Raw genomic sequence first — 22,121 nt, forward strand, 5'->3', positions numbered from 1 at the left:
ATGGCCGGTGGGGGAGGACGATCTGCTGCTGGTCTCGGTGGGTACCGGCACCTGGACTCGTCCGGATACTGCGTCTTCACTCATCGAGAAATCGGCAGGGGGGCACGCGGTCCGGGCGCTGGCGTCGATGATGGTCGACGCGTCGACGTTCAATCGGCTCCTGCTGCAGTGGCTCTCGCGGAGCCCCACGGCCGAAGAGATCGACAGCGAGATCGGCGACCTATCGAACGATCACCTCGGCGACCGGGCGTGGCTCACCTACGTGCGCTACGACGCGGATCTCGAAGATCCCGGCCTCGAAACCGGCCCGGACGGCAAACCGATCGACCCGAAGGCACTCGCGGCGCTTCGCGATATCGATCGCGTCGAGAACATGGAGCTGCTCGAGGAGATCGGCCGCGTCGCGGCGACCCGTGTGCGTCGCGAACACTTCCCCGAGGTATTCCTGTCCGACCGACCCTGACGGGAGCGAGCCGGTGCACCGCATCGCCGGTCGTGTGAACATCAGAGGGCTCAGGGTCGACCCGCCGATGCCGACATCGCCCGCGGCTCGGGCGGCTCGTCATCGTCCGGCGCGGTCACGGGGCGCGAGCCCCGCGGCATCGAGACGAGAGCCGCGAGCAGACGCTCGGCGTGCACATGGAAGTCGAGACCCGAATCCAGACTCGCGGCCTGCAGGAACAGGACTTCGCGCATCGACGGTGGGACCTCGTCCTCCGCGGGCATCTTCGCGCCACCGACGAGCACGGGGATGACGGGCAGTCGCTTCTCGAGCGCGACCTCCACCTCCATTCGCACGAAATCGTTGGGGTCCCCCAGCAGACGATTCCGCGCAGGGCCCTCGACGGCGCCGGCCCAGTCGGGTCCGATCATGACGAGGAACACGTCGCACTGATCGAGTTCCTGCTGCAGGTGCGCCCGGAAGTCGGCACCGAAGGGAATCGCGTCGAAGTCCATGAAGACGCGCTCGGCGCCGAACCGATCCGCGAGCTTGTCACGCAGTCGCGCTGTCATGACCAGGCTGTCCTGCCTCCGGTACGAGAGGAACACACGCGGGGGCATGATGCCCGAGGAACCGACATCCGAGCGCCATGCCGCCGGAAGGTGGCGGTACAGCCAACCCTGCAGCGCGGCGACCTCGTCGACGATCGTCCGCGGCAAGAGGTTGCCGACGAAGGCAAGCGTCACGCCGAGGCACAGCGCGACCCACGGCAAGATCCAACCCGCGGCGACGAAGCCGAACAAGGACACGGCCGCGAGCAGGATCATCGCGGCGAGGAAGGCCACGACACGACCGAGCGTCGTGTCGATGAGGGCGAAGCCCAGTCCCGTCACCAGCGCGATCAAGGCAACGAGCACGGCACCAGAACCGTGTCCGAGCGGGCGGAGATGGTCGCCCGAGATCAGTGTCTGGATCAACGTCGCCTGCAGGTGCAGGCCCGGCTCCGTCGGATGGAACGGGCTCGCGAGGCGCAACTCCCCCGTGTCGGAGCCGGTTGCCCCGATCAACACGACCCGGTCGCGGAAGACTTCCGGGGTCATTTCGAGCGAGGGGTCGAGTTCGACACCCGGATAGGTGTCGGCCATGGCGTTCGCGTAGACCCGCGCGGCCGGCAGGACCGGATATGGAGCGCCGGTGTACTCGTCACGCCAGTGCAGCCAGAACTCGCCATCGTCCAGCGGGATCTCCTCGCCGTCCACCGAGACGCCTCCGCCGTCGACGATGATCGCCGCATCCTCTGCAGGACCCGCGAGCGCGGCGGCCAGGCCGAGCGCGGGATAGGACAGGCCACGCCACGTCGCGAACAGGGGTACGCGCCGGTACGTGCCGTCGACGCCCGCGATCACGGTGCTGGCCCCGATACCATCCGCTCGACGAAGCAGGCCCTCGAGGAGCGTGTGGGCCCGGTACCAACGTGGTGCGACCTCGAGCGGCAGGGCGACGGGGAGCGCGTGGCCAGCCAGCAGCTCCAACCGATCCTGGCGAGCCGAGATCGTGTCGAGCAGGGCCTCGGCGCGCGGATTCGCGTCGCGCGCGGAGAAGAACGACGCGAGGACGATCGCGGCCGGGTCGTCCTCCGGGCGCCCGGCCCGTGCAGTGATCGTGTCGAACTTCGCGATCTCGTCGATCAGCATCTGGTCGAGCTCGGGTGCCACGGCATGCGGCTCCTCGAAGCGCACGTCGTACGCGACGACACGGGGCCCACCCCGTGCGACGTACCGGAGAATGGTTCTGTGCACGCCGCGGTCGAGCGGCCACGAGCGTCCTTTCTCCTTGAACCGCGCGAGCGTTGCCTCGTCGAAGTCGACGACCACGACCGACGAGTCCTGCGCGTCGCTCGACTCGAGCTGACGCTCCACGTGGAAGCGGAGATCGATGGCCGCGCCCTCGACTCGTTCCCATACGCCCGACAGATGACCTGCCAGGGTCAGCAACGCCGACACCCCACCGATCACAGACCCGACGACGAACTTCTCACGATTCATGCTCAACGGCCGCTCGACGGTCGGCAGTGCTCGTGGAATCGCTCGGCGGCCGTCACCGTCGTCCGCGGCGCCGGATCGAGTGCGTCGATGGCGGCCTGGATCTCGACCTTGCGGTCGTCGGGGAACGGGTGGTCGTCGCTCGTGACCGGCCATGGCACCTGCACCGGGTCACGCTCGAGCAGATCGAGGAACCGCTGCAGACCCGTGGGATCGTACCCCGCGGTCGCGGCGAGACGGGCGGCGCCACGGTCGGCTTCCAGTTCGTCCTCGCGCGTGAGGCCTTCGAAGAGCTTGTCGGCGGCGATCCTCGAGATCGTCCCGAGCCCCCCCTCCGTGTCGAACTCCAGGTCGGTCGCCTTCATCGCGAGGTCCTTCACGAGCTCCTTGCGATCCCGCGCTTTCAGGTCCTCGATGATGTGGCGGCGACGCACGTGTTCGATCTCGTGTGCGAGTACGCCCGCGAGCATCGCCTCGTCCGTCATCCGATCGAGGGCACCGCGCGACACGAAGACGTACCCCCCGGGGACGGACATCGCGTTCACGCGCTCGTCATCGAGCACGGCGAAGCGGTACACGATGCCCGGCGTCGGATCGGCCGCCGCCAGGGTCGACCCGACCATGTTCACGTACATGGTGAGCGCAGAGTCCTGGACCACGCCGTAGCGACCGGCCACCGTCGCGGCCAACTCGCGGCCGAACTGGATCTCCTCTTCGGTCGAGACCTCGGCGAAGGGGTTGTAGAACGTGGGAGGGCCGGAAACGGGGGGAATGCCCCCGCCGGGATCTTTCGCGATGCGCCCCACCTGCTCGACGACCGACTTGCACCCCGGGGCGCCGAAGACGACCAGCCCCGCCAAGAGGACCAGGATTCCCTGGATCGCATGCCTCATCGCGCATCCTCCTCTTCGGCGCTCTCCAGACCCTCGGCCTCGGTCGCTCGGAGCAGATGGTACGGTGGCAGCCCCGCCTGCAAACGGAAGGTCTCGAGCGCGAGGGGCGAGATCTTGATCGACTCCATCCACTTCACGGCGCTCGTATCGGGCCGGACGGATACGGTCGCGCCGCCCTCCTCGATCTCCTCGACGCCACGTGGCGCGGCGGACTGGGCCCACTGATCGCTCACTCCTCGATCGATGCCCTCGACGAGTCGGACGAATCCCGGATCGTTGGCCACGGCGACCCCGTCGATCGCGACATGCTCCGGCCGCACCTCCTGATCGATCCATTCCCGCAGGACGACGGCCGTGATTCCACCGTCGGGAGAAGCGACGACACGCCGCGCCGATGCGGCTCCGGCCGGACCCTCCAGCGCGAGCAGCACGAAGGGCTCGGCCTCGATGTCCGCAGTCTCGAGGGGCCGGTCTCCCTGCGGCGTGCGGCGGTAGTACCGGGTCGCGTCGCAGAGGACTTCCACGGAACTCGACGCAGGATCGTCGAGTCGGGCCACGAGCGACAGGTACTCCCTCTTCTGCAGCTGGAGAACCAGGGCCTTACCGCGTGGGAGGAGTTCGTCCGGTGAATCGGCGCTGGGGGCGTCCCCGACGGGCAAGAGCCATGTCTCGACGAAGACCGTCGAACTCTCGGGAAGGGCGGCCGTGCGACGCTCCAGAGCCTCGAGCAGACGCGCATCCTGCGCGGTCTGTGCAACAGCAGGCAAGGCGGAGCTGGTCAGGATCGAAAGGCAACAGAGAAGGGCGAACCGGCGAGGGCTCGTGCGGCGATTGGATCGCGGCCAATCGGTGGAACAGCAGGGCAAGGGCAACTCTCCCAGGGTTGACCCGCTGCGACGGCCTCGTCGTTTGCGCTCGAGTCGTTCGGGACCCGGTCGGCGGACGGGCGCCGGTGCCGCGGGCACGGACGGAATCACTTCGATGGCCCCGATCGGCGGCCCCTCGGGCGCGAGGAAGACCACGGAGCGAAGCAGGGGAGCCGTGAATCTGTTTCGAGGAACAGGAGGAAACCGTCGGAAACAACATGAGCGTAGCAGATTTCCGAGGCAGAGGAACAGTGCGGATCGATGGCGCAGCCCACAGGCGAGATGATAGTGTTCGTCATCCGTCGACGGCGTGCCGTCGACGCGAGGCGGCATCCCATGTCCAGAGCCGGGACGAGACCGACATGACCGATCGAATCGACACGAGTGCGGTGGAAGTTCCCGCATCGCTGATTCCACTGCGCGAGCGCCTGGCGGCCCACATCCACGCGGTCTGGGCGGAGGGCCGGCGGCGGGGCGGCTGGACGTGGGGGCCACGGCGTGACGACGAAGCCCTCACCCATCCGGGTCTGGTGCCCTACGACGATCTGAGCGAATCGGAGAAGGACTACGACCGCAACACCGCCCTCGAAACGCTGAAGGCGGTTCTGGCGCTCGGTTACCGGCTCGAATCGCCGCAGACGGACGACCCGGAGGCCGGAACCGACTCGATGACCTGACCCGCGAGCTCCAGGTCGCTCTGCAGTCGATTCACCTGACTCCTGTCCTTTTCCTTCTCCTCTTCGGAGAGAGCATCCCAGGGAACGAGCGATCCGCGGAGCTTCCGGGTGCCCATCGCCGCCCGAACGTCGCGCTTGCCGTCCTCGGTGAGCCGGTCGTAGCCCTCGGGGTAGGAGCCGAAGCGCCACCCCAGGACCAGGCGCTCGGCCATCCAGCGATTGTGCTCCACGGGTGCGAGGCGCTCGAGATCGTGGACGTCGATCGGGGGCGCCGACTCTCCCGGCAACGCGGGTCGATACCGATAGCCGAGACAGGCGAGCTTGACCAACGCGTGGGCGGCCGCCGTGTAGTTCTGTGCCTTCTCGGCCGGTGTCATGCACTCCCAGGCCCTCTCGGCCATCCGACGGCGCTCGTCGTCGGTACGAACGGCACGGTCCCCGTCGAGCGCCTCCAGATACGACAGATGGATGATGCTCGCGACGTCCTCGCGCACGGGATGCGTGATCACGTCGTAGCCCGCCGTGTCGTCGGCGAGTCCGAAGGGAATGATGGGAAACCGTGGGTGTCGCTCCGCCTCGCGGAGCATGCGGCCGAGACCTTCCTCGGTCGGCACATGGACGTAGATCGGCACGCACACGGGATGTTCAGCATCGGTGAGCCCGAGCAGTCGGCTCTGCAGGCGCAGGGCCGACCGCACGTTCTTCCGCTCGTCGGCGAAGCACACGATCAGCGCCGGTTTGACCGGCTCGTCGCCGTCAGTCCTCATCAGCCGGAGGAGTCGCGCGACATCGTCGGGCGATTCCGCTCGCGAGTTCATCTCGCGGAACTCGGCCGTGCACACGTACTCGACCCCTTCGCCCGTCGGAGCACTCCACGCCGAATTCACCCGATATCCACGATGACTCCAGCGATCCTTGTCCGGATCGGGGCGCGCGGCGTGCTCCTCGAGATCGATCGTCTCGTCCGGGGCAAAGCCCGGGTGCCGCGCCAGGAAACCACGCTTCAGATCGTCGATCCCATGGTCGTGGATCGTCATGCGCGGACGTCGCGCGCATGGGAAGTGCGCGAGCCGGGCGATCTCGAGCGCGATCACCTGCCCCGCGCGTTCGAATCCGAAGATCCCGTACCACGGGATCTCGTGCGACGCGGGCACGTGAACGGTGGCAAGGCCGTGGGCAGGATTCAGCAGGAGGTCGAGCGCCGCGTTGTTCCACGAACTGAAGGTGTGGAGATCGACGGGATCCAGTTGGCATTCGAAGAGGTCGTGTTCGGCCAGCAATTCGGACAGCTCCTGCTCGCCGACGTGCACGCGACATTGCAGATGTCCGTAGGGCGCGGGCGCTCGTTTCATCTCACGTCGCCGCTCGATCTCACCCGTGCGATGGGCCTGGATCACGTCGCGCGCGATATCGATGTTCAGTGCGTCGTCCCCGCACGCGATGATCAGGTCCCCGGCGGCGTCGAGCCCCGCGCGCTCGCGGATCTCGGGCGAGGTCACGTCACCGACGATGACGAGGGCGCCGAGCGTCGACGCTTCGTCGAGCCACGGATTCGCCGGATCGCTCTCGACGACGATGACGTTCCGCTTCGGCCCGACGCGCCGGCGCGTTTCCTCGTCGTCGGAACGGAGGTCGTGCACGACCTGCATGTTGAGCCTTCCGAGGCCGAAACAGACCACGTACGGCGTGCGCCGCGAAGACGCGCGGAAGTGGCTACGCTCGAGCGATTCCTGCCATCGCCTGGACACGGCCAGGACGATCGCGACCGCGAGCGAGAGATTGAAGACCAGAGCGGCGGTCCGCGCGACGAACAGGAGGTGTCTGCCCAGCTCCTCGTGGTCCGGATCGTAGCCGCGTTCGTCGTCACGGATCTGGGGCCCCTCCAGCACCAGGGTGCCGGCCACGCGGTAGCCGTCGGACGCGATACGTTGGACGAAGCCGAGAAACCCGGACGCAGAGCCGGATTCGCGTGGCATGCCGTGTTCGAGGATGACGATGGCGGACCACGCCGACACGACGCACAGTACCGCGCTCGTAATCGTGATCACCCGGAAGTTGTGCTGGACGACATGCAACAGTCGGACGAGCAGACGTCTCATGGCTCCGGTCGCTCGGAGGGGGAGAAGGCGCGTCCGATCCATGGGCGCCGGACACCACGCATTGATGGTTGTCGGATCTTCGGTGCAGTTCGCCGAGTGTAGCGTTCGCCCTGGGATCGAGGCAACTGTGTCTCGAGCGGGGTGCTCGGTCGTCGAATCCGGCCGGTGATCGCACGATCTCTCGAGTCGATCACCGAAGCCCCGGCAGCGTGACCGCCGGCGAGGACGCCAAGCAGAAGTTCGTCGACGACTTCGTCGCCGCCTGGACCAAGGTGATGACGAACGATCGCTTCGATCTGACCGCCATTGCCCGGGCCGACGGTCCGGAGTCGCAGACGGGCAAGTAGAACCGTTCCGTCGCGGGCTCGGGCCCGTGATGGTGGATGGACGACGGGCGGGAGGCAGGGTCCTCCCGCCCGTTCTTCGTGGGTGGTGGTGTCGGAGCGGGTCGGAGTGGGCCATGGACCTTCCGCAGGAGGCTGTGACAAGAGCGAAGGCTCCGTGCAGACCGGTCAGGCCGCTTCCGCGGCGGAAGTCCTCCCCGTCGTCTTCGTCTTCCACCTGTCCGCCGAGCCGCTGCGGTGTCCACTCGGGTCATGCGCGCCCGACCGGCACACGAGAGCGGGTGCACGAATCCGGCGGACGGCGTAGTGTGGACGGTGCACACGATCCGGAGTCAGGAGGCCCTCCGTGCGACTCGATCCCGCATCCCGAATCCTGCTCGCGCTCGTCGTCAGCCTGGTCGTGACCTTCACCGCCGCGGCCATCGGGGCGCGGGCGTCGATCGACGCCGCGACCTTCTACGGTGCGCTCGACAAGCCCGCCTTCGCGCCGCCGGGCTGGATCTTCGGTCCGACGTGGACGCTGCTCTACCTGTCGATGGCGATGGCGGCCTTCGGCGTGTGGAAGGTCCGCGGCTGGTCGGGCGCCCGGGGAGCCCTCACGCTCTACCTCGTGCAGCTCGTCTTCAACGCGCTGTGGAGCGTGTTCTTCTTCGGGATGCGCCTGGGGACGTGGTCGCTGGTCGACATCGGAGTCCTGTGGGTGCTGCTGGTCGCGACCGTGGTCGCGTTCTGGCGCGTGCGGTGGGGACTCGGTCTGCTGCTCGTGCCCTACCTGCTCTGGGTGAGCTTCGCCGCGGCCCTGAACGTCGCCGTCGTCCGCATGAACCCGGCGGCCTTCGGCTGAGAGTGCGTGTCGCAGGAAAGGCCGTGCGTCGGCGCACGGTCGGGAGGTCTGATCATGCCGTCACGGTCCGAGGACGTCGAACACCTGGAAGAGGCGATCCGTCTCGCCGAGCAGAACGTCCGTGCCGGGGGCGGTCCGTTCGGCGCGGTGGTCGTACGCGACGGGGACGTGATCGCGCGCGGGGTGAACCGCGTCACCGTCGATCTCGATCCCACCGCGCACGCCGAGGTCGTCGCGATCCGCGCGGCGTGTGAGGTGCTCGACGACTTCCAGTTGCACGGGTGCACGATCTACGCGAGCTGCGAGCCGTGTCCCATGTGTCTCGGTGCGATCCACTGGGCCCGGCCCGAGGCGATCGTCTGGGCCGCCGAACGCGAGGATGCCGCCGAGGCGGGGTTCGACGACTCGCACATCTACGAACAGATCCCTCTGCCGCCGGATCGGCGGGCGCTGACCAGCCGACAGGTCGACCATCCGGACGCACGGCGTCCCTTCCGGGCGTGGCTCGCGCACGACGCACGGACGCGGTACTGAGCGGCGTGTCAAGACCCGGCTCAACCGAAGGACCAACGCAGCCCGAGGATCACCCAGCACAGCAGGACGTTCCCGAAGGTACTCCGCTCCGAGCGCAGCGTGGACCCGAGCCGGAAGTCGAGGGTCTGCCCCGATCGATACGGGGCGATCCGCGGGACGAAGCGCGGGACCTTCGCCGCGTAGACCTCGTACGCCTCGCCGAACTCCGCACGCAGGTGCTCTTCCTCGAGCGAGACGATCATCGCGTACTGCGCCACGAACAGTGCGACGTAGAGCAGCAGCATCCACGGCATCCAGGCCCAGGCCATGATGCAGACGCCCAGGCTCAGGAAGAAGTTGCCCACGTACAGCGGGTTCCGGACGTGCGCGTAGGGTCCGCTCACAACGAGCACCTCGCCCCCGACGCCGCGCGTCGTGCGGGTGGCACTGCCCGCGTAGCCGACCGCCCACACCCGGACGGCCTCGCCCAGGATCGCCGTGCCCAGTCCCGCCACGAAGCTCGTCACGGTCGTCTCGGCCAGGATCACGGCGGCCACGAGGATCGGGATCGGCGTGTAGCTCCGCGCGTTGAAGATCCGTTCTCGGAGGTCCAAGGGTGGGGTCTCCTCGGAGTTCGGTGGAGCGAGATCGGAACGAGAAGCGGCGGTGGGGAGGAGACCACCGTCGTGTTCGATCAGAAACGGCGGCTCCACTGGAGCGCGACTCCGTCCAATCCTACCCGAGCGGGACGGTGATCGAGAACGACCAACCATCGGTCATCCCGTCCTCGTCCGCTCGCTCCCGCGTGAACACCCACCCCGACAGCGACCCCAGCACCGCTCCAGCGATCACGTCGCGCACATGATGCCGATCGGCCTTCACCCGGCCGACGCCCACGATCGCCGCGACCGCCAGGGCCGGGTAGGTCCACGGCGAGTCCTGTCGGATCATCCAGGTCGTCGCCGCCGCGAAGGCGTTCGCGGTGTGGTTCGAGGGAAAGCTGTCCAGGCTGCTTCCGTCGGGACGCTCGGCATCGATGAGCGCCTTGCCGACGAGCCCAACGGCACTGGCCACGCCCACGCTGAGCGCCGCCTGCCCCACACCCCGGCCGTCCTCCTCGAGAGTGGGAACGGCCAACGACGTCAGCACGAGACCGTACGCGCCGATGTCACTGGCCAGCCCCCAGTCGTCGGCCCGGGCGGGGAGCGCCACGAGCTGGGCGACGACGAGCAGCACGAGGCAGGTCGATCGAGAAACGGGGAGGGTGGAACGAACGTTCATGGGTGGTGGGCCGAGGATGCACCGGGAGGACGAGCGGTGGCAAGTGCGGCGAGGCCGCAACCCCGACGAACGCAGGGCGCGGTCGCGCCGGAACGGAGCCGAGCGGGCCGGACGCCGTCATCGCTACCGTGCTCAGCGATCCGTCGTGCGCTGCGCGCATCCAGGATGTCCGTTGCGTTCGTCCGATGCGAAGCGAACCCGTACAGGGCCACCCCACCACGAAACGCACTCCTGACTCGGGACGCCTCCGAAAGCTCAGTCGATCCTGCACGCGTCGATGATCGCCGCCTGCATGCTGGCCACGGCGTGTCCGCAGCCGGCCACGATCAGCCGATCCTCGCTTTCGATCGCGGTGGACGCCGTCATCGTGCGGAGGCGCTGGTCGCCGCGCTCGATCCCGATCACGGTTACCCCGAAGTCGCGTCGGAAGTGCAGTTCTCCCAATGTCTTGCCGCCGAGGCCACAGGCGGACGGCACGTCCACGGCAGCAATGGTGAACGTGTCGTCGCCGTCCTGGGAACCGAACTCGCGCTGCGTGATGAGGGCCACCGCAGACTCGAGGTTCTCCCGCTCGCCCAGCAGAACGACTCGGTCGCCGGGATAGAGAGTGTAGCTCGCTTCGGGATCGAAGGTCGTCCGGCCCGCGCGGCTGACCGCCAGAATGCTCACGCCGGTCGTCTGGCGCAGCGGGATCCGACCGATGGTCCGTCCGGCCCACACGCTTCCGGTTTCGAGCCGAACCTCCCTCAGCGCGTTGGGCCACTCGACATCCGACGGGAGCTGGTGCAGCGCGGTGTTCATCGCGTCGACGGCCAGCTCGGCGGCGTCGGCATACCGCCGCAGCATGAGGTCGACACCGAGTGTCTCGTAACGCTTCGCGTCGGTCCGGGTGCGCGCCGAGAGCGCCAGCTTCCCGGGGTATGCCGCCGCCCAGAGCAGGTTGACGAGCGAGGTGGTCACGTCGGGGTCCGGCACCGCGATCAGCACCCAGCGCGTGTTTCGGATCGGCAGGTGCTCGAGCAGGTCGGGGTCTTCCATGTCACCGTAGATCACCGGTACGTTCTGCTCACGCCAGTACCGCAGTGCCTGCGGGTCGAAGTCCACACCCACGACCCTCTGCCCCCGCCCGATCAGCCCACGCACGATGGCTCCGCCGTAGTTGCCGAGCCCCACGACCAGGACGTCGACGTGGTCGAGCGCCCGGACATCCAACTCGTCCGGCGTCTCCTCGCGGAACGGTACCCGCCGCTCGAACAGAGCCAGCGCCGGGCTCACCCATCGATACAGCGTACGCGAATAGAGGATCATGTACGTGGAAAGACCGATCGTGATCAGCCCGACCAGCGTCACCAGCCCGACCGTCGCCTCGTCGACGTGGCCCAGGGCGTACCCCAACCCGATGAGGATCAGCGAGAACTCAGAGATCTGCGCCACGGTCAGACCGGCCAGGAATCCCGTGCGCTTCCGATAGCCCATGTATCCCATGATCGCCATGACGATCAGTGGATTGCCCACGAGCACGAACGCAGAGAGGACTGCCGCCGATACGACTTCGTCGCCCAGGAGCGACAGGTCCAGCGCAGAACCCAGATGGATGAAGAAGAAGAGCAGCAGGAAGTCACGAAGGCTGACCAATCGCGAGCCGATCGCGTCGCGGTAGGGCGTCGAAGCGATCGACATGCCGGCCGCGAATGCCCCGACCTCTTTGCTGAAGCCCAACCAATCACCGAACGCGGCCAGGCCCACCGCCCAGGCGATCGAGAAGAGCACGAGCAACTCGGGCGCCCCCGACAGTTGCCGGAGCAACCAGGGCAGCGGGCGCTTCATCAGCAGCAACACGCCGCCGAGGAAGAGGACGCCGTAGAGGATCACGTTGCCGAACTTCCAGAGCAACGTCTCCTCGCCGGCCGCCCCTGCGCCGTAGGCCGAGAGCGCGATCATCGCCAACACGACGGCGAGATCCTGGACGATCAGGAACCCGATGGCGATCCGTCCGTGCAGCGCGTCGATCTCTCGTTTGTCCGACAGCAGCTTCACGATGATGATCGTGCTCGAGAACGTGAGGGCCACCGCCACGTAGATCGCTGCCGTGGTGTCCATGCCGAGCAGCCGCGCTATTCCGAACCCGCCCAGCGACGTGAACAGCACCTGGCCCAGACCCGTGGCCAGCGCCACGCGCCCCATGGTGCGGATCATCACGAGGTCGAGCTTGAGACCGACGATGAACAGCAGGATGCTGATGCCGATCTCGGCGAGCAGCTCGAGCGAGTGGGGATCGTCGACGAGGTCCAGTGCGTGGGGTCCGGCCAGGATGCCCACGGCGATGAACGAAACGATCAACGGCTGTTTGAGCCTGCTACCGACGAATCCGGCGGCTGCGGCCAGGCACAGCACGAGGGCCGTCTGGACGAACACGACCTGGGTAGGAGCGCCGGCGCCGACGGCCGCGAGAAGCGGCACGTGCACGTTCTTGCATCTTTCGGGTACGACGATGTCGTCGTGGGCGGCGCAGCGGGTCGGCTTTCAAGGTAAGCGCGTGGGTCGCGGACCGCGAGAGGTCCGAGAAGGTGCCGCATGCGTCACGGGGAGCACGGACCCGATCGGGAACTCCGCTCCGACTTCCGCTGCGGAAGCGACACCCTCGATCGGATGAACCGGACGCCTCCCCCGTGGAACATCCTCGATCGGTCCCCGCACCGGCCCGAGCCAGAGCCTCCGATCCGGATTCAGGGGCGAGTCACGAGCGGCACGTCGTCCTGATCGGCACCGACTCCGGCAACACGCGGTCGCGCGATCGGTAGTTCGACGTCCTCCTGGGCTCGAAGGGTCAGATCCGCGAAGCCCTCGCCCAGACCGCTCCCCACCACGTGCACCCCACGCGTGCTGGCTCCACGCGACCAGATCGACCCGTGCAGATCCGACGTGCGAACGTTGGAATCCACGCCGGTGCCCTCCGACGGCATGGGCCCGCGGTAGGGCGTGACTACGAACTTCAGTTCGCCGTCGGCGGTGGTGGGCGCCGGAGACGCCGCCACACTCGTGCCGGTGACGAAGTGGCTCTCGTCGATCCTGCGAGGATTTCGATCGTCGTCCAGGTAGCGGAGGCCCATCTCGATCAGGTAGAAGTCGGCGCCCTCGACCGCGGTCCATGCGAAGAGCGGCTCGCTGCCGATCGGGACGGACTGGACGGGGGCCGAGACGACCTCGGCACGGTCCTCGCCGCGATCGAGAAGCGGAACCGGGACGATCGCGCTCTCGTCGGCCTCCAAGAGCTCCAGTACGACCGTGTCCCCGGCGGCGAACTCCCGGTCGACCATGTCACGCAGGTCCATGACCCAGTAGCCGTCCTCCGGCGCCCAATAGAACCAGCGGCCGTCCTCGCCTGCGAACGTTCGTCCGTCGACACGGACCGAATCGATGACGTTGCCGGTCTGGGACATGTCCCAGGCCTCGATCCATCCGGAGAGCGATCCTCCGGAGGCCGACACCGAACCGAGCACGAAGAGCGACGGCGAGGAGGCCGACGGTGCGGTCGGGGAATCGTCGTCGTCGCAGCCGGCGGCGAGGGTTGTGGTGATCAGGACCAGGAACAGTCTCAGCAGGACGTTCATGACCAGTGTCTCCTTCCGAGGAGTCCGAGGGACGGAGCCCTCGCTCGTGCGTAGCGGTCGTTCACGAGGACAAGCCGCGGTACCGGAGGTGGAACCCGTCAGGCGGATGCGCCGTCGCGGGAGGTCCGGACCCGCGCGACGAGGATTGACGGGTTCGGCCGTCGTTTCGCGGCTTGTCTGCCGAGTCCGCACCGCGACCGGCGCGGCTGCACGTCCTCCGACCCGGGATAAGACCATGTCCCACCGAAGTGCACTCCACTCGTGCCGGGTCCCGAGGGTCCTGGCGATCCTCTGGCTCGTCCTGCTCGCCGTTCCCTCCCAGGCGATCGACCGTGCCGCGGTCTGGCACCGTGGCATCCACCTCGCCGACTTCGAGGTTTCCGGCGCGCCGCGCATGCTCGAAGAGGTCGGCGTCCGCGTGGATCGGCCCGGAACGTTCCTGGTGACCTTCGACGGCCAGTGTCTGTCGTATCCCGACGACCCGATCCACTTCCTGCTGCTGAGCGATCGCGACCAGGCGCTCGGGCAGGCGCTCGGGCAGTCGCTCCGCCAGATCCAGGCGATCGACGGCGACGTGCCGCGCGGTCACTTCTCGGCCACGCTGCACCGCGCGGTCGGTCCGGGGCACTTCACCTTCCAGGCCTACGCGCAGATCCCCGGTGGGGCGAAAGGCGTGGCAGACGACGACGGCCGTCCGCTCGTTTCCGTCGAGGAAGGGATGATTCCCCGCGACCCCGCCCTACATCGCTCTGGAGCACGTGCGGCTCGAAGGGAGGCAGGACCGACTCCACGTTGCTCGAAGAGACCGACGAGACCGTCAGCGGCTCGCTCGCGCGCCCTCCCAGATCCTCGTGGCGGTCGGCGGCGCTTCCGGATCGGAGGTGCTGGGGTGTCGCGGCACGTCATGGTCAGGCCCGCGTGCCAGGCCCCGAAGACGATCTCGGTGTTGCCGCTGGCTCACCTGGCGATCACACCGAGTCAGAGCGTGCCCTCGGGAAGCCGGACGTAGACCACGAAGCAGCTCAACAGGAAGAAGGTCGTCGCGGGCACGTACTTGTGGAAGGGGTCGCCCGCCTTGGCGTGCATGGCGATGGCGCCGCCCATGAGCACGACCAGCGCGATGCCGCCGACGAATGCCGCGATCGGGACCCAGAGCCCGATGATCAGTAGAGCACCGCTGAGCAGTTTGAGCACGCGTACGACGTTGCGGAACCAGTCGGGCAGGCCGTACACGCGGAACTCCTCGACCATCGTCGTGGCGTCTCCGCCGCGTGCTCGCTGCGGCTTGTCGTAGCGGATCAGCCAGACGTCGAACATCGCCGCCGCGATGAAGAGCTGGACCGCGATGAGCAGGATCTCCATGACCGTCTCCTTACCGAGGGTGTTCGGTCGACACGCAGCATCGGTCGCGTGTCGTGCGGGCGTCAAGCTCGAGCACACCGTCGTGCTCTCGCACATACCGATGGCACTCGATGCCGACGGCGCGGTCGGCGTTCTTCGCCTCGAGGGCGAACAAACGTCGCCTGTTCGCAATCGATCCGAGTTGCTAGGGTCCCACTCTCCCCCTCGTCCGCGGTCACCTCCTGGACCGCCACCTCGCATCGAGACGGAGATCCGATGAACTCTCGCCATCGATCCATGATCCTCACCGTCGCGCTCGTCGCCGGGCTTCTCGCCGCGCCCGCGCGAGCCGACGTCAACCTGTGCCTGAACTGCTGTGGGAACACAGAACTCATCTACCAGTGCTACGAGACCGAGCTCACCTGCGACGACATCGAGATCGGTCCGATCATCCGCGACTGCGATCAGCTGAGTCTCGCGGGTGGCGGCAGCGGTGGATTCGGACCCGGTGTGGTCGACGGCTTGCATCCCGATGTCGACGGTCAGTCGGTGCTGGGCCGTCCCTCCTTCGACGGCACCGCCACCGGACCCAGCGGCAGCCTCAGCGACTTCGTGGTGCTCTGGGAGACACGCGACACCTTCGAGACCGGACGCCGCGCCCAGGTGGTGGCCCGCGACGCGAGCGGTGCGCTGTTCCGGAGCGAGTTCGACGTGGCCGGTACCGAGCGCCGCAGCGACGCGGACCTCGTGATCACCGGTACGCCGGCCGGCGAAGAGGTCCAGGGTGCCTTCGACCTCGCGCCCACCGGCCGCATCGCCAGCGGCGACATGACCGTGACCGTGACCGTGGTGGTGGTCAACGATCCGCCGACGGCCAAGGCCACTGTGCTCGACGTCCTGCACACCGACGTCCTCTTCGATGACCTCCAGTGGACCTTCCTGAGTTCGGAACCGATCGCGAACGACCGCTCGAGCTGGGGAACACTCAAGTCGGGCTATCGCGACTGAGAAACCGAAGGCCCCGGGCGGATGTCCGGGGCCTTCGTCTCGAGCTCGTCGGAACCAGCGGTACGTGCCGAGAACAGTTCCGCCGTTTCGACTTCCGCGGCCGAAGCGACGTGTTCCGGAGCGAGACTCCCCAGGTGTGGACGCCGCCGCGCCCGTCCCCTGAGCGAGAGCCCCCTCGCCGTCGTAGTCGGCGCGCAGGACGTGGGACGGAGGGTGCGGCGACGGCTCTGGATTGGCCATGGTTACGGCACCGTCGGTACGGTGGGTGGTCTCCCGAGGACGGCCGATGTCCGGTCCGCGTTCAGTTCTGCGTGTTGCGGATGGAGTGCGAGACACTGGACTCTCGTCGATCCTTCTTGTCCGTGTCGCCCGCCTCGGGCTCTATCGGTCGTCATTCCAGTCGGAGACCGTCGAACGAGTCATTCCTTCGCCCGCATGCCCACGCGCGAAGCTCCGACCGCAGACGCTCGCGCACGGTGTCCACCGCCCAGCGTCACCCATGATGTCGGCGGCGGCGTCCGATCCTGGCCTTCGATCAGGCCCCCAACCCCTCCACGAACCGACACGTCTCCCCCACCCCGTCCTCCCGCCGGATCCTCTCCCCGAGCGCCGCCGAGCGTTCACGTATGCCCGCGTCCTCGGTCGCCCGACCGATCGCTCGCGCCAGCGACTCCACCGTGAGCTTCTTCTGCGGAATCGCCTTCGGCCCGACCCCGAGCGCTTCGACTCGCGCGCCCCAAAAGGGCTGATCACCCATGAACGGCACCACGACCGTCGGCACGCCGGCGCGCAGTCCGGACGCCGTCGTGCCCGCACCACCGTGGTGGACGACCGCGGTGACCCGCGGGAACAACGCACCGTGCGGGACCGACTCGACGGTGAGGATGGAATCGGACGTCTCGTGTCCGGCGAGTCCACCCCATCCCGTCGCGAGGATGCCACGCTTTCCGGCCCGCCGCAGCGCCTCCACCACAAGGCGCCCGAGCCGTTCGGGCGCCTTGCCCGCCATCGAACCGAAGCCGACGTAGACCGGCGGCGGACCGCCGTTCAGGAAGGCCTCCACCTCGTCCGGGAGTCGCACCGCGTTGCCATCGTTCAGGAACCAGTAGCCGATCATCCGATCGTTCGAGGTCCAATCCCCGGGCTCGGGCACCACCGAAGGACTGATCGTCGTGAGCGAGGGAAGACGCCTTCCGTCGGCGGCGTGCAGCACGTCGTGGCGCTTCGCCGGGGGCAGACCGTGCCGTCGACGCGAATCCTTCAGCGGACCCTTCATCGCGCGCGTGGCCAGGGCATTGACGAGCCGATGCGTCATGCAATTGTAAGCGCTTCCGAGCGGTAGCGACGGAAAGCCCAGGTGCGGGCGCTCGCCCGTGGGCACCATCATCGGAAAGGTGAGTGCGAGCACGGCCGGACAGCCGAAGGCCTCGGCCAGCATCGGTCCGGCGAAGCCCTTGGGGTGGAAGATCACGATGTCGGGCGCGCAGGCCTGTGCGGCCACCCAACTGTCCTCGGCCTGACGCCGGAGCATCGGACCGATCCGTCGCGCGAAGCGCAGGTTGAGCCGCAGGCTGTCGAGGATCGTGCGCGTGCTCTCGACGATCACCTTGCCCTCGGGAGTGTCGAGCACGGCAAGCATCTCGTCGGAAAGGGCCGAGAAACCCAGGCCGTGATCACGCACGAAGTCCTCGAAACGCGTCGACGTCGCGAGGGTCACATCGTGCCCGCGTTCCTTCAGTTCCACGCCGAGAGCGACGAAAGGCTGGACGTCGCCGCGCGTTCCGTAGGTGAGCAACAGGACGTTCACGACGTGCGCTCGACGATCGATCGGGTTCTCAGCGCGGCCCTCGCCTCGAAGAGGACGAGCACCATGACCACGAGAATCTCGCCGACGAAGTAGGCCGTCATCAGGGCACCGCAGCCGTCGACGAGGAAGAGCGTGCGAACGGACGGGACGGTGGACATGACTCCGCACTCTCGTGACCGGGGGAACCGAGAACGTAGGGCTCCGCGGCGACCGGCGCAGTGGAACACCGTGCCCTTCCCCACCGTCCGCGACCGGAGGACGGGTCCGAAGCGATCGATCGCCGTCTCGAGCAGTTCTTGCATCGTCGGGTCGTCCGGACAGGGGCGGCCCCGCGCCATGGCGGCGGGCATGGGGTTGCTCGTGGTGTACGCGACCCGGGAAGCGGTCGGACTCCGGCTCGAAACGAAGAGCACCGTACCCGAAACCGGGCCGGCGCGGAAAAGGTCACGTGACGGGGCGGGGTTCACGATTGCCAGAGGCCGTGCTGAATCCCGCCGAAAACGCCTCCCGCTCCGAATTCGCGGTGTCGACGTCCGCACACGCGCACCGCCGTCCGGTCCAGGAACGCAAGATTTCGGTCCCGTAGCGCCAGAGAGTGCGTACTCTCCTTCGGCCTCGCGCTGCCTGCGTCAGCGCAGGTCGCGAGGAACGGTCGCACACCGAGCGAGTGCGCTCGACGCCCGGCCGTGTCGTGTCCGCCCCGTCCACCGGAGGACTCCATGAAGCAGCTCGCGCCGCTGGCGATGATGGCCGTCGTGTTCCTTCATGCCGCGCCGGCATCGGCCCAGGACGTCGATCAGAGGATCGCGGAATCGTTGTCGGCGCACGCCTGGCCGATGACGGTGGACGACGACGGAATCTCCGGCTCCGGTGCGGAGCGCCTGGTGGAACTCGGCCGCGACGCTTCGTTCTTCGCCCTGGGCGAATCGCATCTCAACAACGAAACGCCGGTGCTCACCACCGCGCTGCTCGAGGCGCTTCAGCCGTCCGGCTACACGGCCCTGGCCATCGAGACGGGCGTGGCGATCGCCGATCACGCCCAGGCCGAGCTTCGGGCCGGCCGAGTCGAGACCGTACCGGCTCTCTTCGCGGAGGTGCCCTTCACCGCGGCCTTCATCGATCACGAAGCCGAGTTCACGCTGCTCGAGCGCGCGGTGGCTTTGGGCTACGACCTCTGGGGGCTGGACCAGGTCTTCGCCGGCGGTGCGCGCTTCAACCTCGCCCGGCTCGTCGAACTGGCGCCGAACGACACGGCGCGCGCGGCCGCGACCGCGGGACTGGAGCGGGCACGCCGAGGCTTCCAGCAGTTCGCCCGGAGCGGGGACACCTCGGTCGGCTTCCTGCAGTCGGCCACGCCTGAGGACTACGCGGCGCTGCGCGAGGCCTTCGCCGACGCCCGCGAAGAGGCCCGCCGCATCGTCGACGAACTCGCCGCCAGCAGCCGCATCTACCAGCTCTTCGGTCGAGGCGCGAACTACCAGAGCAACCACGAGCGCATCCGGCTCATGAAGCGTCACCTCGCCGATCGGGTGAACGCCGCCGATGCCGAGACGCGTGTCTTCCTGAAGTTCGGGTCGGTGCACATGGGTCGGGGTTACTCTCCCCTCAACCAGCTCGACCTGGGCAACGCCGCGGCGGAGATCGGCCTGCTGCGCGGTGGGGGCTCGCTCCACGTGAAGGTCACCGCACTCGCGAGCACCGGCACCGACGGCGCGGTCTCCGACTGGACCGCGTCCTCGCCGTACCTGAAGCTCTTCGCCAATGCCATGTCCGACGAGACCGCGTGGACGGTCTTCGACCTGAGGCCACTGCGGCCGATCTTCCACCGGGCGGCGAACGCAGAAGGTCGTGAGGAATTGTCGGAGCTGGTGTGGGCGTACGACCTGCTGGTGGTGGCGCGGGGCTTCACGCGGGCGGAGCCGTTGCCGGGGGTTCCGGTGCCGCCGGGGCAGTAGGGCCGAACAGGCGAAACCCCAGGGCACCCCCCGCCCGTCGCGCCGACGCCCTCACCGCGGTCGGCGCCCCGATCCTGCGTCGCGCGCTCTGCTGACAGACATGCGAGCCGCCACGAGACAACGCACCCCGGACTGGAGTGCGGTGTCTGCGTGCGCTCGGCGCCGATCGCGCATTCTTCCATCAGGGCCTTCCTGCTAGACTCGATGTCCCCCACGACCCGGAATGCGAACCGTGAACCCGACCGTGGACGGATCCTCCGCCCCGATGGACCGCACCGCCGTGCTGCTCGACCGGATCCGCGCCGGCGACGCACGGGCCGCCGACGAGTTGGCGGCGCGGTTCCTCCCACCGCTCCGCCGTTGGGCACGCGGACGTCTTCCCCTGCGCGCGCGCCACCTGGCGGAGACGGACGATCTTGTGCAGATCGCGCTCGTCCGTGCGTTGAATCGAGTGGAGGACTTCGACTCGCGGCGCGAGGGAGCCTTCCTGGCGTACCTGCGCCAGATCCTCCTGAACGCGCTGCGCGACGAGATCCGTCGGGCCGATCGCCACGGTGAGCGGGTCGACCCGGAGGATGCCGCCGCCGAGCCCTCGCTGGTCGAGGACGCGGTCGGGGTCGACGTGCTCGTGGCCTACGAGACGGCGTTGGCGGAACTCCCGCCGACGTTGCAGGAGGCGATCGTCCTGCGGGTGGAGTTCCAGTGGAACTACGCCGAGATCGCCGCGGCGACCGGCAGCCCGTCGGCGAACGCCACGCGGATGGCGATCACCCGTGGTCTCGTGCAGTTGGCGGAGGTGATGCGTGATCCCTGACGAAGACCGGACCGACGAGCGCCGCGCCGAGATCGCCCGGCGGGTGGCCGACGGCGCGCCGATCACGTGGGACCACGACGGCAAAGATGCCACGCTGCGTCACCTCCACTGGATCGAACGCATCGGGTCGGCCTACCGCGACAGCAGCAACGCCATGGCCCCGATCACCGCGCCCGACGACGACGCACCGACCCCGGAGCCCGACTTCGTCTGGGGTCCCCTCGACGGATTCGAAGCGATCGGCCGTGGCGCTTCGGGGACGGTGTTCCGCGCCGTCGACCGCAAGCTCGAACGCACAGTGGCCCTCAAGCTCTTCGATTCCACGGCAGCGGACGTGCTCGAGGAGGCCCGCCGGCTCGCGCGCGTGCGGCATCCGAACCTCCTGACCGTGTACGACACCGACGTCCACGATGGCCGCGCCGGACTGTGGACGGAGTGGATCGTCGGCATGGACCTGGAGGAGGAACTCCGGCGGCGTGGCTGCTGGTCGCCCGACGAGGCGCTGGCGGCCGCAGACGTGATCTGCGGCGCCCTGGCCGTGCTGCACGAAGCGGGGCTGGCGCACGGCGATCTCACCGCGCGCAACGTGCTGCGCGAGCGCGGCGGGCGGTTGGTCGTGGCCGATCTCGGTGCGAGCACCGACACCCTGGACGGGCCGATCGGAGTCCTGCGCACCGGTACACCGCTGGCGCTTCCGCCCGAGTGCCTCGACGGCAAGCCGACCGGGCCCCGCGACGACCTGTACTCGCTGGGCGTCCTCCTCTACCGCATGCTCACCGATCGGCACCCGGTCGAGGCGGAGAGCCTGGACGAACTGCGGCACCTCCACACACGAGACGGGCCCACACCGGTACGCAGCCACCGCCCGACGCTTCCCGCCGACCTGGCCGCGGTGGTCGACCGTGCCGTCGACCGGGATCCCGGGCGCCGCTTCCCGACGGCTGCTGCCCTGCGGAGCGCGCTGCCGAGCGCTCGCCCACGACCACCACGCCACGATCCGCGCCGGACCGCTGTGCTCGGGCTGGCCGCGGCCGCGATCGCGCTCGCCCTGTTCGTCGGCGTCCGCCCCGGAACGACGCCCGGCGAGGCGCCGGCACCCGTGCTCCTCGCTTCGTACGACGCCGTGTTCGGTGAGGTCGGTCCGATGCAGGAGATCCGCGAGGGGGAACGTCTGCACCTGGAGTGGGACCTCGACGCGCCATCCTACGTGTACGTGCTGAACGAGGACGCACGCGGGGACGTGCACGTGCTCTTCCCCCTCGACGTCCTGGACACGACGAACCCACTGCCGGCCGGCGAGCACCGGCTTCCCGGAACCATCGGGAGTCGCGGGTTCGGCTGGCAGGTCACGCGGGCGGGGGGCGAGGAGCACGTGCTCGTCCTGCGGTCTGCCGAGCCCTTGACCGAGCTGGAATCGACGCTGGCCCGGATCCCCGATGCGTCCCGCGATGCTGCGACGATCGCGGCGTCGGAGGTCGGGCCCCGCCTGCGCGCAACACTGCGGAGCATGGCCGGACTGGCACCGAGCACGCCCGACGACCGCGCCGGCACCTTCCTCCGCGATCTCGTCGAGAACCACCGCCT

The 22,121-nt window shown here is 68.3% G+C and carries 20 protein-coding genes and 1 pseudogene; 10 read left to right on the plus strand and 11 right to left on the minus strand.

All coding sequences use genetic code 11. From position 1 onward, the window contains the following. The coding region (locus tag VKA86_00305; protein ID HKK69627.1) for a hypothetical protein at positions 1-463 on the plus strand (463 nt) is incomplete at its 5' end. A 50-nt stretch (positions 464-513) separates the two neighbouring features. Here the strand turns inward: VKA86_00305 and VKA86_00310 are convergent. The 3 genes from VKA86_00310 to VKA86_00320 are packed head-to-tail and all read right to left on the minus strand — an operon-like array spanning position 514 to position 4,144. After that, positions 514-2,487, minus strand: coding sequence for a CHASE2 domain-containing protein (locus VKA86_00310; GenBank protein HKK69628.1), 1,974 nt, complete (start codon positions 2,485-2,487; stop codon positions 514-516). Between the two features lie 2 nt (positions 2,488-2,489). Then, positions 2,490-3,377 (minus strand): M48 family metalloprotease, encoded by an 888-nt coding sequence (locus tag VKA86_00315; protein HKK69629.1) that lies wholly within the window; start codon positions 3,375-3,377, stop codon positions 2,490-2,492. Continuing rightward, the gene (locus VKA86_00320) at positions 3,374-4,144 is read right to left on the minus strand and encodes a hypothetical protein (protein ID HKK69630.1); all 771 of its coding nucleotides are present in this window, start codon (positions 4,142-4,144) and stop codon (positions 3,374-3,376) included. The genes VKA86_00315 and VKA86_00320 overlap by 4 nt, the downstream gene beginning before the upstream one ends. A gap of 461 nt (positions 4,145-4,605) precedes the next feature. Between VKA86_00320 and VKA86_00325 the strand changes: the two genes are divergently transcribed. Further along, positions 4,606-4,920, plus strand: coding sequence for a RyR domain-containing protein (locus VKA86_00325; GenBank protein HKK69631.1), 315 nt, complete (start codon positions 4,606-4,608; stop codon positions 4,918-4,920). Here VKA86_00325 and VKA86_00330 read toward each other — a convergent pair. Next, positions 4,860-7,019: an NAD-binding protein gene (locus tag VKA86_00330; protein ID HKK69632.1), complete on the minus strand. Its 2,160-nt coding sequence runs from the start codon at positions 7,017-7,019 to the stop codon at positions 4,860-4,862. The genes VKA86_00325 and VKA86_00330 overlap by 61 nt on opposite strands. A gap of 209 nt (positions 7,020-7,228) precedes the next feature. Between VKA86_00330 and VKA86_00335 the strand changes: the two are divergent. From VKA86_00335 to VKA86_00345, 3 genes and pseudogenes are all read left to right on the plus strand, one after another. Next, positions 7,229-7,366 (plus strand): annotated as a pseudogene (locus VKA86_00335) (hypothetical protein). Positions 7,367-7,709: 343 nt separating this feature from the next. Further along, entirely contained in the window at positions 7,710-8,207 is a 498-nt protein-coding gene (locus VKA86_00340) for a TspO/MBR family protein (GenBank protein HKK69633.1), read from the plus strand. Positions 8,208-8,261: 54 nt separating this feature from the next. Next, complete coding sequence (locus VKA86_00345) at positions 8,262-8,741, plus strand: nucleoside deaminase (GenBank protein ID HKK69634.1); 480 nt, start codon at positions 8,262-8,264, stop codon at positions 8,739-8,741. Between the two features lie 20 nt (positions 8,742-8,761). Here the strand turns inward: VKA86_00345 and VKA86_00350 are convergent, their stop codons facing one another. The 4 genes from VKA86_00350 to VKA86_00365 all read right to left on the minus strand — a co-directional run bounded on the left by VKA86_00350 (position 8,762) and on the right by VKA86_00365 (position 13,612). Then, entirely contained in the window at positions 8,762-9,334 is a 573-nt protein-coding gene (locus VKA86_00350) for an isoprenylcysteine carboxylmethyltransferase family protein (protein HKK69635.1), read from the minus strand. Between the two features lie 121 nt (positions 9,335-9,455). After that, positions 9,456-9,956 carry a phosphatase PAP2 family protein gene (locus VKA86_00355; protein ID HKK69636.1) on the minus strand — a complete coding sequence of 167 codons (501 nt, stop codon included), beginning with the start codon at positions 9,954-9,956 and terminating at the stop codon, positions 9,456-9,458. Positions 9,957-10,256: 300 nt separating this feature from the next. Continuing rightward, on the minus strand, positions 10,257-12,461 hold the full coding sequence (locus VKA86_00360; GenBank protein ID HKK69637.1) for a cation:proton antiporter: 2,205 nt from the start codon (positions 12,459-12,461) through the stop codon (positions 10,257-10,259). 266 nt (positions 12,462-12,727) lie between these two features. Beyond that, complete coding sequence (locus VKA86_00365; GenBank protein ID HKK69638.1) at positions 12,728-13,612, minus strand: hypothetical protein; 885 nt, start codon at positions 13,610-13,612, stop codon at positions 12,728-12,730. Between the two features lie 235 nt (positions 13,613-13,847). On the opposite strand from VKA86_00365, the gene VKA86_00370 reads away from it, so the two are divergent. After that, positions 13,848-14,621 (plus strand): hypothetical protein, encoded by a 774-nt coding sequence (locus VKA86_00370; protein HKK69639.1) that lies wholly within the window; start codon positions 13,848-13,850, stop codon positions 14,619-14,621. Here the strand turns inward: VKA86_00370 and VKA86_00375 are convergent. After that, the gene (locus tag VKA86_00375; GenBank protein HKK69640.1) at positions 14,591-14,974 is read right to left on the minus strand and encodes a DoxX family protein; all 384 of its coding nucleotides are present in this window, start codon (positions 14,972-14,974) and stop codon (positions 14,591-14,593) included. The genes VKA86_00370 and VKA86_00375 overlap by 31 nt on opposite strands. Positions 14,975-15,229: 255 nt before the next feature. On the opposite strand from VKA86_00375, the gene VKA86_00380 reads away from it, so the two are divergent. After that, positions 15,230-15,961: a hypothetical protein gene (locus VKA86_00380; protein HKK69641.1), complete on the plus strand. Its 732-nt coding sequence runs from the start codon at positions 15,230-15,232 to the stop codon at positions 15,959-15,961. Positions 15,962-16,496: 535 nt separating this feature from the next. Here the strand turns inward: VKA86_00380 and VKA86_00385 are convergent. Together VKA86_00385 and VKA86_00390 are read right to left on the minus strand one after the other, a co-directional pair. Next, entirely contained in the window at positions 16,497-17,768 is a 1,272-nt protein-coding gene (locus tag VKA86_00385; protein ID HKK69642.1) for a glycosyltransferase, read from the minus strand. Further along, the gene (locus VKA86_00390; GenBank protein ID HKK69643.1) at positions 17,765-17,926 is read right to left on the minus strand and encodes a hypothetical protein; all 162 of its coding nucleotides are present in this window, start codon (positions 17,924-17,926) and stop codon (positions 17,765-17,767) included. Before VKA86_00390 ends, VKA86_00385 begins: the two co-directional genes overlap by 4 nt. Before the next feature lie 561 nt (positions 17,927-18,487). On the opposite strand from VKA86_00390, the gene VKA86_00395 reads away from it, so the two are divergent. The 3 genes from VKA86_00395 to VKA86_00405 form a co-directional block, all read left to right on the plus strand. Further along, positions 18,488-19,723: a hypothetical protein gene (locus VKA86_00395; protein ID HKK69644.1), complete on the plus strand. Its 1,236-nt coding sequence runs from the start codon at positions 18,488-18,490 to the stop codon at positions 19,721-19,723. Between the two features lie 265 nt (positions 19,724-19,988). After that, positions 19,989-20,537 (plus strand): RNA polymerase sigma factor, encoded by a 549-nt coding sequence (locus VKA86_00400; GenBank protein ID HKK69645.1) that lies wholly within the window; start codon positions 19,989-19,991, stop codon positions 20,535-20,537. Next, the coding region (locus tag VKA86_00405) for a serine/threonine-protein kinase (protein ID HKK69646.1) at positions 20,527-22,121 on the plus strand (1,595 nt) is incomplete at its 3' end. The genes VKA86_00400 and VKA86_00405, both read left to right, overlap by 11 nt.

It is taken from the genome of Candidatus Krumholzibacteriia bacterium, from assembly GCA_035268685.1.
Taxonomy (GTDB): domain Bacteria; phylum Krumholzibacteriota; class Krumholzibacteriia; order JAJRXK01; family JAJRXK01; genus JAJRXK01.

What these genes read in the sequence shown, in the direction of transcription:
- VKA86_00310 (HKK69628.1), bottom strand. Translation starts at nt 2,487, where the DNA reads ATGAATCGTGAGAAGTTCGTCGTCGGGTCTGTGATCGGTGGGGTGTCG.
- VKA86_00315 (HKK69629.1), bottom strand. Translation starts at nt 3,377, where the DNA reads ATGAGGCATGCGATCCAGGGAATCCTGGTCCTCTTGGCGGGGCTGGTC.
- VKA86_00325 (HKK69631.1), top strand. Translation starts at nt 4,606, where the DNA reads ATGACCGATCGAATCGACACGAGTGCGGTGGAAGTTCCCGCATCGCTG.
- VKA86_00330 (HKK69632.1), bottom strand. Translation starts at nt 7,019, where the DNA reads ATGAGACGTCTGCTCGTCCGACTGTTGCATGTCGTCCAGCACAACTTC.
- VKA86_00345 (HKK69634.1), top strand. Translation starts at nt 8,262, where the DNA reads ATGCCGTCACGGTCCGAGGACGTCGAACACCTGGAAGAGGCGATCCGT.
- VKA86_00365 (HKK69638.1), bottom strand. Translation starts at nt 13,612, where the DNA reads ATGAACGTCCTGCTGAGACTGTTCCTGGTCCTGATCACCACAACCCTC.
- VKA86_00370 (HKK69639.1), top strand. Translation starts at nt 13,848, where the DNA reads ATGTCCCACCGAAGTGCACTCCACTCGTGCCGGGTCCCGAGGGTCCTG.
- VKA86_00375 (HKK69640.1), bottom strand. Translation starts at nt 14,974, where the DNA reads ATGGAGATCCTGCTCATCGCGGTCCAGCTCTTCATCGCGGCGGCGATG.
- VKA86_00380 (HKK69641.1), top strand. Translation starts at nt 15,230, where the DNA reads ATGAACTCTCGCCATCGATCCATGATCCTCACCGTCGCGCTCGTCGCC.
- VKA86_00390 (HKK69643.1), bottom strand. Translation starts at nt 17,926, where the DNA reads ATGTCCACCGTCCCGTCCGTTCGCACGCTCTTCCTCGTCGACGGCTGC.
- VKA86_00395 (HKK69644.1), top strand. Translation starts at nt 18,488, where the DNA reads ATGAAGCAGCTCGCGCCGCTGGCGATGATGGCCGTCGTGTTCCTTCAT.
- VKA86_00400 (HKK69645.1), top strand. Translation starts at nt 19,989, where the DNA reads ATGGACCGCACCGCCGTGCTGCTCGACCGGATCCGCGCCGGCGACGCA.